We start from the raw sequence: 14,382 nt of genomic DNA on the forward strand, positions 1-14,382 counted from the left end.
AACAACCATCGTCCGCAAAGAAAATTAAATAAGCTGTCTCCGGAACAATACCGGAGACAGCTTATTGGGTAGGGCTTTTTCTATCTGTCCACTAAATGGGGTCTTGACCAACCCGGTATGGGGCTTTCCCTATGCCTCCTTCGGCCGATCGATGGCTTCGGCCATCGTTTTGTCCGTTAGGTGGGCGTAGATTTGCGTCGTCTCCGGCGAGGCGTGGCCGAGCTGCTCCTGCGTCTTGTACAGGTCATTACGCAGATAGTAGTCGGTCGCGAAGGAATGGCGCAGCTTATGAACCGAGAGGTAGGGCTTGCCGAATCGTTTGGCATATTTAAGGACCATTTCTTGAATGGCTCGTTTCGTCATTCGCGAGCCTTCCTTCTTGCCGTTTGGAATGGCGAGGAAGAGCGCTTTTTCCCGTTTAGGTGCTTTGTACTGCGAATCACGCTGAGAGATATACAGCTGAAGATCACGCATGGCTTCCTGGCGGAAATAAACCGGCGTCTTAAACGTGTCGTCGTTCTTGCCTTTGCGGTACACGTAGAGCAGGCGCTTCTTCAGGTCGATGTCGTCTACGTTCATGTTGAACACCTCGGATACACGCAGTCCGGAGTTGAGGATAAGACTCACAATGGAAGTATCGCGTGTACGGTTGTTCGTATACGAGTAGAGTGCTTGCTTGTTTGTAGCAATCTCCATACCGTAGTCCTCGTTTATGTAGCGGATAAACTCATCGATCTCTTGCTCCTGCAGCAGCTTGCCTTCAAGCTTAGCAGCCGTATCCTTCGGCTTCGATGTTCGTTTGATGGACACCTTGGCCATCACATTACGTTTCAATAGCGGATAAAATTGCTCATCTTCGGCGATTTGGCTCAAATAATGAAAGAGCGAGCGAAGAGAGGATAGTTTGCGGGAAATCGTTGTTCTGCTGTTGGCTTGCAGCTGGCGGGTCGCTAGAAACATTTTGAAATGATCGATACTGTCCATATGCAGTCGTTCCAGCTCAATCAACTCTACATCGCGAAGTGTCGGTCCAGCGGCCAATCCTTCCGCGAGCAGCCAAGATAGAAACGTATCATAATCCCGCACATATTCAAGCAGCGAAGAAGGCGAGAGGTCAGGAAGCTTATAGTTGATGAATTTCTCGATATACCAGGGCATTGATGGCGTTCTGCGGTCAAGCTCCTGTCGATCTTTGATTTTGATAATATTCATGCGCAGCCACCTCCATTATTTCTCATTTTAAAGCAGTGGGAGGGCAAAGTAAACCGCACATTGGAACGAATGTTCGCACTGGGCCTTGGCGGAAATAAAAGAAGAGCTCTTGACGGATCAGTACATTGCTTATATAGTTAGTTACATGAGTAACTAACCGATGTGGTGGTGTAGCGATGAGTATCAAGATCGATGACAGCCGTCCCATATTCGTCCAAATTGCAGAGCGAATTGAGGATGACATTATTGGAGGCGGAATGCCGGAAGAAACGCAGGTTCCTTCGACGAATCAGTTTGCGGCTTTCTACGGCATTAATCCGGCCACAGCAGCTAAAGGCGTGAATCTGCTAGTCGATGAAGAGATTCTATATAAGAAACGGGGAATTGGCATGTTTGTCGCAACCGGCGCTAAAGCGAAGCTGATGGAGAAGCGGAAAGAGCAATTTTTTGAACAATATGTGGTAACGATGATTCAAGAAGCAGAGAAGCTTGGCATTACGATCGAACAATTAACGGATATGATCCGCAGGAGAGGATGAGTCTGACACATGAAAACTGTAATTGAAGCGAAGCGGTTAACGAAGGTGTTCGGGAACTACAAAGCCATCGACGATATCAGCTTCCAAATCGAAGAGAATAAGATCTATGGGCTGCTTGGACGGAATGGTGCGGGTAAAACAACGATTATGCATATGATAACGGCGCAATTGTTTAAAACAAGCGGAGAGCTCAGCGTGTTCGGCGAAGAGCCGTACGAGAATAACCGCGTGCTGCGTCAAATTTGTTTTATTAAAGAGAGTCAGAAATATCCGGACAATTTCAAAGTAGTAGATGTATTTGAGACGGCTGCTTTATTTTTCCCCCAATGGGATGGCGCATATGCGCGTGAGCTGGTCGCGGAATTCAAGCTTCCGTTAAAGCGCAGAGTGAAGAAATTATCTCGAGGCATGCTGTCTGCCGTCGGTATCATCGTTGGCCTTGCGAGCCGCGCACCGATCACGATATTTGATGAGCCATACTTGGGATTGGATGCTGTGGCACGAACGATTTTCTATGATCGGTTAATGGAGGACTACGCGTTTCACCCTCGTACAATCATTCTGTCCACTCATCTCATTGATGAGGTCAGCCGATTGCTGGAGCATATCATCGTCATTAATGAAGGTAAATTGCTGCTCAATGAAGAGGCAGATTCGCTGCGTGGCCGCGCCTATACGGTAACCGGGCCAGTGGCCAAAATCGAATCCTACATCGCAAACAAAAAGGTCATTCACAGTGAGGGTATGGGCGGTTATCGCTCGGCAACGATTTATGGCAGCTTGGTTGCCAGTGATCAGAAGACGGCAGAAGCATTGGGATTGGACATTACGACGGTTACCATTCAACAATTGATTGTCTACCTAACAAGTGATCAAGTACGTAAAGAGGTGACGTTACGATGAATATGGTACAAAATGTAGTCAAAATGTATGCAAGAGACAAATGGGGCTGGTTTTTTCTCCCTTGGGTCATTCTGTTTTCCAGCTTTATAGTCAACCTGTTTATTGCCGCTTTCATTCCGGTGGACGACAAAATTGTTACCGGCGGTCTGATGTCGATCTTCATCTATATGATGGTAATCGGAATTGTTTCATTGTCGCAAACATTCCCATTTGCACTGGGGTTAAACGTCAGGAGACGCGATTTCTTCTTGGGCTCCATGCTAATGATTTCATTGCTTAGCGCAGGGATCTCCATCATCTTATGTGTGCTTTCCTATATTGAAGGAAGTGTGATTGATGGCTGGGGAGTCAGGTTGTATTTCTTCCATTTGCCCTACATTTCAGACGGGAATGCCTTCTTGCAAATCGTGATTTTCTTCTCCGTCATGCTGAATCTCTATATGATTGGGTTCCTGTGTGCCAGCGTTCATCGTCGATTCGGCCGCAATGGGATGTATGTGTTTTCGATTGTTGCCGTTCTCGTCTTGACCGTGATTCTTTATATGGTTAAATATTTGGAATGGTGGTCCGCTATCTTCGATTTCTTCGGTGACCATACAGCTGTTCAACTTTCTCTATTGCTATTCCCGATTACGATTTGTCTATCTCTTGCGGCCTACTTGCTGCTGCGTAGAGCTACAGTGTGAATAAGCCGAAGGTTGTCATTCGCACAGTATGAGAGAATTTTAAGTTCATTAGAATATCCCCTTAATTCGCATGGCAGGTGTTGATTCGTGTTACAATCAGCCTCATACCAAAGGATATGGAGGGGTTTCTACACCATGGTAAGACACAAAAGAATCGCAGCAGCGCTTGTATTCTTCGTACTTCTATCGGGAGGCGCGTTATACAGCACTCAAGCACATGCTGCAGCAGCGCCAACTCTGAGAGCAGGCAGTCAGGGAGGAGATGTATCGGATCTACAGTTCCGATTGCAGACACTCGGCTTCTATAAAGACAAAATCACGACAATATATGGCATGTCGACTCGTAATGCAGTTGCAAACTTTCAACGTGCTAATGGGCTTACCAGTGACGGTATCGCCGGTCCTAAGACATGGGCAAAGCTGAAGAAGCTTTCGGTTAACAAGCCGGAGCTGTCAAAGCTTGCACGTATCATCTACTCGGAATCTCGAGGTGAAGTGTATAAAGGGCAGGTCGCTGTAGGAGCTGTCGTGATGAACCGATTGAAATCGCCATTATTTCCGAAGAATTTAACGGATGTCATCATGCAGCCTTATGCCTTTACCGCCGTAGCCGATGGTCAGTATTGGCTGCTGCCGAACAATACCGCATTCCTAGCAGCAAAGGACGCTGTTCGCGGATGGGATCCGACAAAAGAAGCGCTGTACTATTATAATCCGATCACTGCCAAATCGAAGTGGATTCTCACTCGTAAAGTAACAACGAAGATTGGAAGCCATGTCTTCGCGATCTAGCTTCTGTAAAACCGCCCCTTGAGGGCGGTTTTTTTTATCCTTATTATCCTTTATAAACTGCAACTATTTTACCCAATCAATCGTTTGAAGTGTAGATGAAAAACGCAGTGTCGCAAATGCGCCAATTCCATACAGTTAACGACAGTAAATGAAATTTATTCCTAAACGGCCCCCGTATACGTACCCATGGCGACGAAGTGTATCTGTAGTGAGCGTTTTCACTAATTTATGGTGTAGGGAGAGAGGTTCATGAAGAAGTGGACAGTACTAATGCTTGTCCTTTCCATGTGTCTACTTGGCAGCAGCACCGCACTCGCACATGGGAATAGCCACAATGGTGGCAACGATGATAGTCGCCAGCAGCAGTTGCAGTCTTGTAAAGACGCCACGAATCGCCTGAACGCGGTACTGATTAAAGTGAAGAATGAACGCACGCGTGCGATCCTGAAGCGAATGATTGCCAGCTTCAAAGCGGAATGCGAGTCAGGCGCTAATGGCGACAGCACGTATCAGAAAGACCTAGCGAAAGTAAATGCCGACAAGAACGCGCTATCTATTCAATTCCTTGGCAATGACAATGCTAAATCCGTAACGCTGCCTGTCATTCTCAGCTCCAAAGGTAAGAACGGTTCCACCATTACTTGGACTTCCAGCAACACTTCCGTCCTCGCAAGCAATGGATTACTTATTAATCGCCCGCAGTACAATGACGCTGCGATCGATTTGACAGCCACGATTCGTTCCGGAAACGCCGCAACAACAAAAACATTCCGTATCATCGTGAAGTCTACCGCTCCGGCAATGTCCGATATTGATCGGGTGAAGAGAGATTATGAGGCATTAAACATCGTATTCGGCGGTTCTGACACAATCGATAGTGTTACACAACCGTTTAAAGAGCTTCCGAGTAAAGGCGTGAACGGCTCTGCAGTGACTTGGGCATCGACGCTGCCTTCCGTTATTTCCAATGACGGTAAGAAGGTAGTCAGACCTTCGAGCGGTAATGGCAGCACGACTGTTATTTTCACGGCAGAGATCCGATCTGGCAGTTATAGAGAGACGAAGGTCTTTATCGTGAAAGTGAAAGAACAGCTGCCGGATGCTCAACGAGTCGCAGCAGATAAGGCTGCGCTTCAGATCGATTTTGGCGGATCTGACTCCGCAGGTCGCGTCACTCGTCCGTTTGATGCATTGCCTGCATACGGCGTGAATGGTTCCTCGATTAAATGGATGTCTAGTTCACCTGCCGTACTGTCCGATGATGGCAAATCGCTTCACCGTCCGGCAGCCGGTACGGGAGATACATTCGTAGTCTTGACGGCTGTTATCACCGGAGGATCAGCAGTCGATGTGAAGCAGTTTACATTGACCGTGAAAGCGGAATATACGAACGCTGAGAAGGTCGCAGCTGATAAAGCCGATCTTGCGATTAGTTACAAAGATAATGACAATGCCGGCTATGTAACTCAGCCGCTTGGGCTGCCATCTAAGGGCTTCTACGGCAGTACGATTGTCTGGTATTCAAGCAATACCGCGGTGCTGTCGGACAACGGAACCGTGCTGCACCGTCCCGCACATGGTCAAGGTGATATATCTGTTAATTTAACCGCTTTTATCAGCAATAATGGCATTGGCGATGTTAAAGTGTTTACGGTAAATGTGAAGCAGCAATAAAGGTTCGATACTTTCGAATTGGACTTATAGAACCTATTGAACTATAGTCCTTCCGGAGCTATGATTAACGAAGCTGAATGGGGAGATGGACGTTCCCCGGCAGCTCTGATTATGGCAATTCTATATCGGACAATTCGGGAGAGTTCATTTATGGGAAATAATTATTGTTTATCGTGTGGAGCTCCGCTGGAAGTAAGAGATGTAGACGGTACGCCTCGGAAAGCCTGCACAGCTGATGGCTGCAATTTCGTGCATTGGGGCAATTACAGTGTCGGTGTTGGCGCATTAGTTGTTCGGAGCGAGAAGGTTCTTCTTGTTCGACGGGCCCAAGAACCGGGTAAAGGGTATTGGACGAATCCGGGCGGCTATATTGAACAGCACGAACTCATACATGAAACGATTCGCCGCGAGGTTATGGAAGAAGCCGGCGTGGAAGCGGAGGTCCGGAACATTGTTGCCGTCCGCGATCATCCGAGAAACATTCATAACGTCTATATCGCATTCGCGATGGAGTATGTTTCCGGTGAACCGGTGCCGGACGGTGTTGAGGTCGATGCAGCAGGCTTCTACAGTTTGCAAGAGATGGAAACGATGAATGTAGCCGGGTTCACGAAGTGGTTGGTCGATGTAGCTCTGCATGGTCAAGGCGAAGGTTTGAAGGAAGACAAAGAACCGATCGTGCAATTCGACGGGTACGGGTTGTTCCGAGTATAAGCTGATTCAACGCATGAAAAAAAGAGCCTGATAAGAGGAGATGCGGACGCTATCCGTATGCCATCTTAACGGGCTCTTTGCTTGATTAACTAAGGACGCGTCTTGCCGTTACGAATGAATTCTTCCAATAGCCTGTCGACATATCGGAGATCTTCACACTTTTACCTGCACTATGCAAGATCTTATTGTCGCCGGCATAGATCGCAACATGGCTAATACCGATGCCATTGGTGTTGAAGAAGACGAGGTCTCCTACACTTAGGTAACCTTTGGCGATTTTCTTGCCTTTAGCGGATTGATCGGAAGACGAACGCGGAAGTGTAATGTTAAAATTATCATATACATATTGTGTGAAGGATGAGCAGTCGAAAGCATTCGTCATATAGGGAACCGCACCGTATAGATAGGGAGTGCCTATGTATTTCTCACCGTAGTTGATCAATTCTATTGATTTCTCCGTTGCAGCGCTTGCTTGCGTTGCCGTGCTAAGTGACAGTGCAGTAAATCCAACCGTGGCGCAAAGGCTCACACTTAGGATGCTCTTGAGTAAACGTTTGTTAGTTGCTATCATCTGTTTATTCCCTCCAGCTCTTCAAGGTGCCATTTGTCTTTACACACTATAACACACTTCCAAAACACCCTTTTTGCACCATTAGGAGTCAATCGTGAGTGTTCTATAGCGATATTGGCCTTTATGAGAATTAAGTGAGAAATTTCTCATGTTCGGGGGCGGTTAAATGAGAATGGCGTCGTTTGGAATGATGGCCCAGCTTTGATATGATAGAAACAGTGCGAAATCGACAAAATGAAAGGGGATTCTTGACCATGACAGATCAAGTGAATAATACGAATAACGAGTCTTCAAGCCATGTGGAACAAGCAACTTTCGCTGGGGGTTGTTTCTGGTGTATGGTGACTCCTTTCGAGGAGCAGCCCGGAATTATCAGTGTAATTTCCGGTTATATGGGCGGTCATACAGAGAACCCCACTTACCAAGAAGTGTGTTCGGAAACGACGGGACATGCTGAAGTGGTTCAGATTACATTCGATTCTTCGATTTATCCCTATGAGAAACTGCTCGATGTTTACTGGAGACAAATTGACCCGACAGATGCCGGCGGACAATTCCATGATCGCGGAAACTCGTACCGGACTGCGATCTTCTACCATAGTGAAGAGCAGCGCGTGATTGCCGAGCGTTCTAAGGTTGAATTGGGCCAAAGCGGTCGTTTCGATAAACCGATTGCAACCCAAATCGTTGCAGCTACGCCATTTTATCCGGCCGAGGACTATCATCAAGGGTATCATCACAAGAATCCGCTTCGTTACCGGATGTATCGTGAAGGCTCCGGTCGTGATTCGTTCATTAAGAGTCACTGGAATACGAAGGCGGATCGTGAAGCAAGACGCGAGAAGCTGACGCCGCTTCAATTTGAAGTCACTCAGAATAACGGCACGGAAGCGCCGTTCGAGAATGAGTTTTGGGATTTTAACGGAGAAGGGATCTACGTAGATATCGTGTCCGGAGAACCGCTGTTCAGTTCAGCTGATAAATTCGATGCGCACTGCGGATGGCCTAGCTTCACGAAACCGCTCGTAGGCGGCAATGTGAAAGAAAAGCAGGACTTGAGCCACCGTATGATTCGTACGGAAGTGCGGAGTGCGAATGCGGATTCGCATTTGGGGCATGTCTTTAATGATGGACCAGGACCAACTAAGCTCCGGTATTGCATCAATTCTGCGGCGCTGCGATTCATTCCGAAGGAAGACATGGAGCAAGAGGGTTACGGGTATTTGTTGAATTCGGTATAAGCGGAGTCGATTTAGTTTACATAACTATTGTTAAGTAAACTAAACGGCTGGAGGAAATGAAAAACTCTCGTTCGAAGCAGCGGCTGCCGCGCTTTGAGCGAGAGTTTTTGGTTTTATTCAGGTGGAGCAGCTTCTACCTTTGTAGAAGCCGGGGGAGTTTTAAAAAAGAGGTTACCGTTTGGCAACCTCGCTTCTTTATGATTTGGACTTGGATTCGGTTAAGAAATATAGGAACGCTAAGGTTGGCAGCGCTCCACCTACACATGTGCTCCATATCCAGCCGCCATGCGCATAGGTTAATCCGCCAAAGAATGAACCAACCGCTCCGCCAATGAAGAAGATGGCCATGAATAAACCGTTTAGTCTTCCGCGAATTTCATTTCCAAGTGAATAAATGATCCTCTGACTGGTGACCAAATTGGCCGATACCGCCATATCCAGCGTGATTGCCACGAGGAAAAGCAGCGCGAGCGATAAGTACGATTTATCGTGAAATATGGCAATGAGTACGTAGGATGCGATTGCAGTTAAGATGGCTGTAATTGTAATGCTTCTGGTGAAGCCTTTGTCAGCCCATCTTCCACCAATGGGTGCGGCGATCGCGCCAGCCACCCCAACCAAGGCGAATATGGCGATCCCGCTCTGAGACATCCCATATTCGTCCGCGAGCCGAAGTGGCACCGTCGTCCAGAAGAGACTGAAAGATCCGAACAGGCAGGCTTGATATAAAGCACGCCTCCTTAAGATGGGATACATTTTCAATAGGCCAAATAAGGAAGCAACGAGTTGTTTATAGCTTAATTTGCTTTCCGGGTATCTCGTTGGCAAAACACGTGTCAGCATCAGTGCCAATAAAGCCATGAGAATCGCGGATAGGACGAATATCATCCGCCATCCCCAAAGGCCGGCGACAAGACTGGAAATCGGCCGGGCCAGCATGATACCAAGCAATAGGCCGCTCATGACATTTCCAACCACTCGGCCGCGCTGTTGTTCGCTGGACATCGATGCGGCTAAAGGGACTAGGATTTGCGCTACAACTGAACCTGAACCGATCAATAGGGCTGCAGTGAGGAAAATGACTGCTCCGGGCGAAACAGCAGCCAGAATCAATGCCAATACGACAACGAGAAGCGTACTCACGATGAGCCGCCGATTCTCGAGCTTATCGCTTAACGGAACAACGAAGAGCAGACCAGTCACATAGCCGATTTGCGTTAAAGTTACGATTAAGCCGGCTACACCTGGTGGTAGTCCGAGTGCTTTACTAATGGGGCCGACAAGTGTTTGGGAATAATAAAGATTAGCTACGACTAGACCGCATGCGACAGCCAAAATAATCATCATAGCCGTTGAGATATTGTGTTGTTGTTTTGAAGCAGCCTTGCTATTACTCATGATAATTGAATTTCCCCTCTACAAGATGATTATTTATATTAAGTGAACGTATCGTCTACTTAATGTGTGGTTATCAATATATAATGAACGGAGCGTTTTGTAAATACGTTGAATTCCGATATACTGAAGTCAACGGATGGAAAGAGGGATTGAAATGGCTCAAAAAGGACGCCCCAGAGATGTAAAGCTGCAGCATTTAATCTTATCGGTTTCATATGAGCTATTGCTTGAAAACGGGTATGAAGCCGTGACTATAGAGAAAATCGCTGAAAAGGCAGGCGTAAGCAAAGCGACCATCTATAAATGGTGGCCGAACAAAGCAGCTGTCGTTGCGGACGGTTTCTTCGAAGCTGCAGCAAATCAGATGCCCATACCGGACACCGGATCGGTTATGGAAGATATTATGATCCACGCGACTAATTTAGCTTCATTTATGGAAAGTAAAGAAGGAAACATCATTGCCGAATTAATTGGTCAAGGCCAGATGGATCAGTCATTAATGCAAGTATTCCGCGATTATTATGTAAAGCCAAGACGCTTGGAATCAGCGATGATATTAACCAGAGGCATTGATCGCGGCGAACTCAGCGACAAACTGGATGTGAATTCCAGTATTGATTTGATATACGGGCCGTTATTTTATCGTTTGTTAGTTTCGGGAGAATCATTTACTGCGGACAAAATTAAAGCCGTTATTTTGTTGGCGCTTAATGGATTGAGGAATTTGGAATGAGTTAATGAATGCAAATCTTTATTAAGTGATAACGGCGCAATGAATGCAAATCAAATGGCCAAAAAGCAGCCCCGAATTCGGCGTTGTATTACTACTTCACAAAACCCGTATTTTATACATATGTCTTGACGGGATCCGATATCGGGGGGTGTTGTCGGAGGACAAGAATAAATATCGATAAAAGACAAGAACATGATTGGTTTTCTTCTCTTCTGTCCCGAATAATCGTTTGGATGTACGGCATAGATTGAACTCGATATATCTGAAGCGATGACCGAATCGTAATTTAATCCATTCATTACTACAAAGAAAAGCGCGGTTAAAACCATCTTTCTCCTCATCGACATGACCTCCCAATTTTTTGGAGGTATTATGCCCACTTCTCATTGAACTATACTGCCCGTTACTTGAGAAAAGGCATCCGGTCTTTCAAGTCCGGATGCCTTCGTGTCTGTATTGAGCTATCGTTCCCCGTTAGCTTAATGTTTCCGCATTCTTATCCAGACCAATTATTTCAATCACTTCGACTTGCCCCATTCTTCTTGCCCCCATCATGAAATAACCAATGACTCCTATTTTTATTCGATTTACATGTACTGCCCGTCGCATCTCGGGGAAAAGTATCCACATCCTTGCAGTCCCTTGTTTTGGTACAGGGAGACTTCTGTCGAGAATAATGTTTCCCAGCTCATCCTCAAATTCAGGATGAATTGCAAATATTCCAGTCTCTTGAATGTTGTCTCCATCATATGAAAAATCGCAACGCAAACCCTGGAACGCGGATTTATTACTCCCACCCTCTTCTATGGTGTAAAACCGATATCTTATTCGAAAATCAGGAGGGTGATTGCGGTCTTTCTCATATGGAACCCAAACTTCCATAACCAGTAACCTCCTCATCCAAGCTATTACAACCATGTTGTAGAGTAAGGCAGTCGATTTCCTGGGGTACCTTGATGTCATTGTATTATCGTTACCCGTTAGGTTAATCATATGTGAGCAAATAGCTTTAGAAAATAAGGCTATCTAATGCCTGCCTCCGCCAGTTTCTCATCCAGCTTCGCCTTCTGGCGTAAATGATGCATGCTGTGCATACCAACCATCTCAAACCATTCACGCGCGTTGAGCCAGCCAAACCAGCCATGGCGCACCTTGAAAGCCGTATTCGCCTTATCTACGCAACCTGCCCAGTATGCCAACTTCTCTAGCACCTGCTCCAGGCCAGCTATGATTTCATCCTTGCTCTCGGGGTTGCTTGTCGCGTTAGGCGGTTCCTCAAGTTTCACAAGGATATTTGGCCACTCTTTTTCGGCAAGCGCCTTCGCTCCGACTTCTGTCTTGTCTTCATGCTCTTCGTTTGTTGCCTTGGTGCATGTTTCAATATGCCCGATGTACTCTTTCGCCGCTTCGATCACGTGGATATACATTTGCCCGACCGACCATACGTTTTCTTTGCATTTAAATCGCAACTGCTCTATCGAATATCTATCCAGATTCCGTATGTATTGCTCGATAATAGCCGAAGAATCGTTCAACATCCAGATCCTCTCCCTTCTAATCCCAATTCATTTGTTTTGATTAAATTTGCTTACTTAATTTAATTATACCATTCAGCTATCGTACCCTTTAGCGTAATAAAGCCGCCGATCATGCCTGCAGCTTCATCATAGAGGTGTATTGAGCTATAGTGCCCGTTAGCTTAATAATGAGTTCTAAACATAGTACAATCATAAATGATTTCACAATGCAATCAGTCCTCTAAAATCTTCACATTTTTAGCGGTTCTTCGCTGTGAATCCGAGACATTCGGGTTTTCGAATAAGTCGAATTCAACTTTCTGACCTTCTTTTAGAAACCGATAGCCGTTCGGTAACCTAGTCGGGTCTGGTAGTATCTCACTAAAATGAACAAATACATGGTTACCGTCCTGACCGTCTAACATTATCCGACCGTAACCTTTTTCATCTTTAAACCATTTGACAATACCCCAATTTCTCTTCATATATGCACCTCCGATGGCACATCGTGTCCCGTTAGTTTAGCACTTTCGATGATTATTAGGACAGTACATAGCCCTTAATTTGGTGAACAATCTGTTACACCGCATAGTCCCTGAAAAATTGACCAACAAAGTATAAAAATAAACTAACTGAAATAATTAAAATACCTAGGAATACGCATAACCAATTAATAAAAGTTCTTTTCACTTGTTTAGGTTCATTATCCACCGTCATCCCCCTAATGAAACAAAACCATTAACCCCTCGGCAGCCTCTACGATGTTATTGAACTATTGTTCCTCGTTGGCTTTAAGAAGGATGCCGCTGATGCTCATCTTTTAGGGACACTCTTTTATAAAGAAGAATTTGAACCCTTCAAAAAACGGGGCCAGCATCTCATGAATTTACGCTATCTCACGCGCAGCATGAGTCTTTAACTGGTATGTATGTTCAGGTGAAGCTCCAATTTCAAGCGATTCTGGATCAGGTTTTTCCTGAATACCATGGCGTATTTGGTGACCTTTATTCAAAAGTTTCCCTTCGGTTTCTGGCCTTACACCCTACGTCTAAAGAAATCTTGGATATGGCTGAAAAGGAGATTACAGCAACAATCCAGCGCCTTACGGGACGTGGTAAATCCGGTTTATGGTGTCTGGAGCGCACTCAAGTCTTAGTAGCTGCAGCAATGCGAAATCCCTTTAAGGAGACGGCCTACCCCAGCCATTTGATCTCCATGCAGCTGCTCATCCAATTGCTTCTTCAATACCAGGACCATCTAGCAACCCTTGTGAAATCGATAGAGGCCCTGGCTGAAGAATTACTTGAATATGATTTAATCCAATCGATACCCGGTATTGGCACTAAGATTGCTGCAACAATTTTAGCTGAGATTGGGGAAATCGATCGGTTCGATCACGCGAAGAAACTGGTTGCCTTTGCCGGTGTAGATCCTAGTGTTTTTTCTTCAGGCAAGTTTACAGCGACCATTAATAAAATAACTAAACATGGCTCCAGAAGGCTTCGTACTGCCCTTTACCAAGCGGTACGATGTGGAATTCGTAGTAATAGAAATGAAAAACTAAGAGCTTATTACGATAAGAAACGTGCTGAAGGAAAGCTGTTCAAAGTAGCGATAATTGCTTGCGTGAATAAACTCATCCACTGGATTTTTGCCATCTTCACTACAAAAGAAGCATTCCGTTTAGAGTAAGTAGTATGACATAGAAATATATGGAAGACCTTTCCGTGCCATAGAGGACGGTTCTTTGTTATGCACTTTTTTAAGTATACTACTTCATAAACCTATTATTAATATTTAAATATTGACAAGCTATTAGCTGGAATAGCTCAACAGGCCGCCAATCATAGGCGGCCTGTTCTTCGATGTGCTATCTTACCCCTTAGTTATTCGTAAATTTTAGCTGCATATAAAATATCAGCAAAAACCTTCCACGTTGGTTGTTCTGGAATGCTCTGGTTGGCGTTTGAATAGTAACCATCCATATCTTGTATCCACCCTTGCATTGCTTCGAGGTAACTGTCTAAAGTTGGATTTTCCCAGTCATCCTTATTTGTAACCAAGTCCTTCCTAAGAGCAGTAAGAAACAGCAGCAAATCATCTTTTGATTTTATTTCATTTATCATTTCATGTAGTTGCATTATAAACCTCCTTGTCAGGATTTTGCCTTAATGTCTATGTTCTTCATTAGGTTCATGAATTTGATCATGCTATCCGCAAGTTAGTATTATGTTTATTGTGGACTTTTCTTTCCAGTCCCATTTTGATAAGTGATTACACTATCCTGCCCTCCCGTTAGCCATACATGCAGCGCAAGAAATAGCGCTGCACCACAGAGGATTAAAATAGAAATGCCGTCAATAATGCTACTACGGCTGGGAGAATAAGGTCGATCAACTATG

Annotated in this window: 15 protein-coding genes and 1 pseudogene; 9 read left to right on the forward strand and 7 right to left on the reverse strand. The window is 45.4% G+C overall.

What is annotated here, in order from left to right; translation table 11 throughout:
* Positions 1–129 precede the first annotated feature (129 nt).
* Positions 130–1,212, reverse strand: a complete 1,083-nt coding sequence (gene xerS / locus AC6ESO_RS30220) for a tyrosine recombinase XerS (protein WP_497094577.1) — start codon at positions 1,210–1,212, stop codon at positions 130–132.
* Between the two features lie 176 nt (positions 1,213–1,388).
* Here xerS and AC6ESO_RS30225 point away from each other — a divergent pair, with 176 nt between their 5' ends.
* From AC6ESO_RS30225 to AC6ESO_RS30250, 6 genes are all read left to right on the forward strand, one after another.
* On the forward strand, positions 1,389–1,751 hold the full coding sequence (locus AC6ESO_RS30225) for a GntR family transcriptional regulator (RefSeq protein WP_497094578.1): 363 nt from the start codon (positions 1,389–1,391) through the stop codon (positions 1,749–1,751).
* Positions 1,752–1,760: 9 nt separating this feature from the next.
* Complete coding sequence (locus AC6ESO_RS30230) at positions 1,761–2,654, forward strand: ABC transporter ATP-binding protein (protein ID WP_497094579.1); 894 nt, start codon at positions 1,761–1,763, stop codon at positions 2,652–2,654.
* Positions 2,651–3,340, forward strand: a complete 690-nt coding sequence (locus AC6ESO_RS30235) for a hypothetical protein (protein WP_497094580.1) — start codon at positions 2,651–2,653, stop codon at positions 3,338–3,340. The genes AC6ESO_RS30230 and AC6ESO_RS30235 overlap by 4 nt, the downstream gene beginning before the upstream one ends.
* Before the next feature lie 135 nt (positions 3,341–3,475).
* Positions 3,476–4,132, forward strand: coding sequence for a cell wall hydrolase (locus AC6ESO_RS30240; protein ID WP_497094581.1), 657 nt, complete (start codon positions 3,476–3,478; stop codon positions 4,130–4,132).
* A 249-nt stretch (positions 4,133–4,381) separates the two neighbouring features.
* On the forward strand, positions 4,382–5,806 hold the full coding sequence (locus tag AC6ESO_RS30245) for an immunoglobulin-like domain-containing protein (protein WP_497094582.1): 1,425 nt from the start codon (positions 4,382–4,384) through the stop codon (positions 5,804–5,806).
* 150 nt (positions 5,807–5,956) lie between these two features.
* A complete protein-coding gene (locus AC6ESO_RS30250; RefSeq protein WP_497094583.1) occupies positions 5,957–6,520 on the forward strand; it encodes an NUDIX domain-containing protein in 564 nt (187 codons plus the stop codon).
* An 85-nt stretch (positions 6,521–6,605) separates the two neighbouring features.
* On the opposite strand, the gene AC6ESO_RS30255 is transcribed toward AC6ESO_RS30250, so the two are convergent.
* Entirely contained in the window at positions 6,606–7,091 is a 486-nt protein-coding gene (locus tag AC6ESO_RS30255) for a C40 family peptidase (RefSeq protein WP_497094584.1), read from the reverse strand.
* A gap of 254 nt (positions 7,092–7,345) precedes the next feature.
* Between AC6ESO_RS30255 and msrA the strand changes: the two genes are divergently transcribed.
* Positions 7,346–8,332 carry a peptide-methionine (S)-S-oxide reductase MsrA gene (msrA, locus tag AC6ESO_RS30260; RefSeq protein WP_497094585.1) on the forward strand — a complete coding sequence of 329 codons (987 nt, stop codon included), beginning with the start codon at positions 7,346–7,348 and terminating at the stop codon, positions 8,330–8,332.
* A gap of 195 nt (positions 8,333–8,527) precedes the next feature.
* Here the strand turns inward: msrA and AC6ESO_RS30265 are convergent, their stop codons facing one another.
* Positions 8,528–9,730, reverse strand: a complete 1,203-nt coding sequence (locus tag AC6ESO_RS30265) for an MFS transporter (RefSeq protein ID WP_497094586.1) — start codon at positions 9,728–9,730, stop codon at positions 8,528–8,530.
* A 154-nt stretch (positions 9,731–9,884) separates the two neighbouring features.
* Here AC6ESO_RS30265 and AC6ESO_RS30270 point away from each other — a divergent pair, with 154 nt between their 5' ends.
* Entirely contained in the window at positions 9,885–10,463 is a 579-nt protein-coding gene (locus AC6ESO_RS30270; protein ID WP_497094587.1) for a TetR/AcrR family transcriptional regulator, read from the forward strand.
* Between the two features lie 474 nt (positions 10,464–10,937).
* Here AC6ESO_RS30270 and AC6ESO_RS30275 read toward each other — a convergent pair whose 3' ends face one another.
* From AC6ESO_RS30275 to AC6ESO_RS30285, 3 genes are all read right to left on the reverse strand, one after another.
* The gene (locus AC6ESO_RS30275) at positions 10,938–11,345 is read right to left on the reverse strand and encodes a hypothetical protein (protein ID WP_497094588.1); all 408 of its coding nucleotides are present in this window, start codon (positions 11,343–11,345) and stop codon (positions 10,938–10,940) included.
* Between the two features lie 140 nt (positions 11,346–11,485).
* Positions 11,486–12,001 carry a DinB family protein gene (locus tag AC6ESO_RS30280; RefSeq protein ID WP_497094589.1) on the reverse strand — a complete coding sequence of 172 codons (516 nt, stop codon included), beginning with the start codon at positions 11,999–12,001 and terminating at the stop codon, positions 11,486–11,488.
* A gap of 212 nt (positions 12,002–12,213) precedes the next feature.
* Positions 12,214–12,465: a cold-shock protein gene (locus AC6ESO_RS30285; protein ID WP_497094590.1), complete on the reverse strand. Its 252-nt coding sequence runs from the start codon at positions 12,463–12,465 to the stop codon at positions 12,214–12,216.
* A gap of 308 nt (positions 12,466–12,773) precedes the next feature.
* Between AC6ESO_RS30285 and AC6ESO_RS30290 the strand changes: the two are divergent.
* A pseudogene (locus tag AC6ESO_RS30290) lies at positions 12,774–13,672 on the forward strand (IS110 family RNA-guided transposase); the annotation flags it as partial.
* A 194-nt stretch (positions 13,673–13,866) separates the two neighbouring features.
* Here AC6ESO_RS30290 and AC6ESO_RS30295 read toward each other — a convergent pair.
* Entirely contained in the window at positions 13,867–14,121 is a 255-nt protein-coding gene (locus tag AC6ESO_RS30295; RefSeq protein ID WP_497094591.1) for a DUF7660 family protein, read from the reverse strand.
* Positions 14,122–14,382: the final 261 nt, after the last annotated feature.

Source organism: Paenibacillus rhizoryzae, assembly GCF_059686995.1.

Coding starts and splice junctions, on each gene's coding strand:
- xerS (WP_497094577.1), bottom strand. CDS start 1,212: ATGAATATTATCAAAATCAAAGATCGACAGGAGCTTGACCGCAGAACG.
- AC6ESO_RS30225 (WP_497094578.1), top strand. CDS start 1,389: ATGAGTATCAAGATCGATGACAGCCGTCCCATATTCGTCCAAATTGCA.
- AC6ESO_RS30230 (WP_497094579.1), top strand. CDS start 1,761: ATGAAAACTGTAATTGAAGCGAAGCGGTTAACGAAGGTGTTCGGGAAC.
- AC6ESO_RS30235 (WP_497094580.1), top strand. CDS start 2,651: ATGAATATGGTACAAAATGTAGTCAAAATGTATGCAAGAGACAAATGG.
- AC6ESO_RS30240 (WP_497094581.1), top strand. CDS start 3,476: ATGGTAAGACACAAAAGAATCGCAGCAGCGCTTGTATTCTTCGTACTT.
- AC6ESO_RS30245 (WP_497094582.1), top strand. CDS start 4,382: ATGAAGAAGTGGACAGTACTAATGCTTGTCCTTTCCATGTGTCTACTT.
- AC6ESO_RS30250 (WP_497094583.1), top strand. CDS start 5,957: ATGGGAAATAATTATTGTTTATCGTGTGGAGCTCCGCTGGAAGTAAGA.
- AC6ESO_RS30255 (WP_497094584.1), bottom strand. CDS start 7,091: ATGATAGCAACTAACAAACGTTTACTCAAGAGCATCCTAAGTGTGAGC.
- msrA (WP_497094585.1), top strand. CDS start 7,346: ATGACAGATCAAGTGAATAATACGAATAACGAGTCTTCAAGCCATGTG.
- AC6ESO_RS30265 (WP_497094586.1), bottom strand. CDS start 9,730: ATGAGTAATAGCAAGGCTGCTTCAAAACAACAACACAATATCTCAACG.
- AC6ESO_RS30270 (WP_497094587.1), top strand. CDS start 9,885: ATGGCTCAAAAAGGACGCCCCAGAGATGTAAAGCTGCAGCATTTAATC.
- AC6ESO_RS30275 (WP_497094588.1), bottom strand. CDS start 11,345: ATGGAAGTTTGGGTTCCATATGAGAAAGACCGCAATCACCCTCCTGAT.
- AC6ESO_RS30280 (WP_497094589.1), bottom strand. CDS start 12,001: ATGTTGAACGATTCTTCGGCTATTATCGAGCAATACATACGGAATCTG.
- AC6ESO_RS30285 (WP_497094590.1), bottom strand. CDS start 12,465: ATGAAGAGAAATTGGGGTATTGTCAAATGGTTTAAAGATGAAAAAGGT.
- AC6ESO_RS30295 (WP_497094591.1), bottom strand. CDS start 14,121: ATGCAACTACATGAAATGATAAATGAAATAAAATCAAAAGATGATTTG.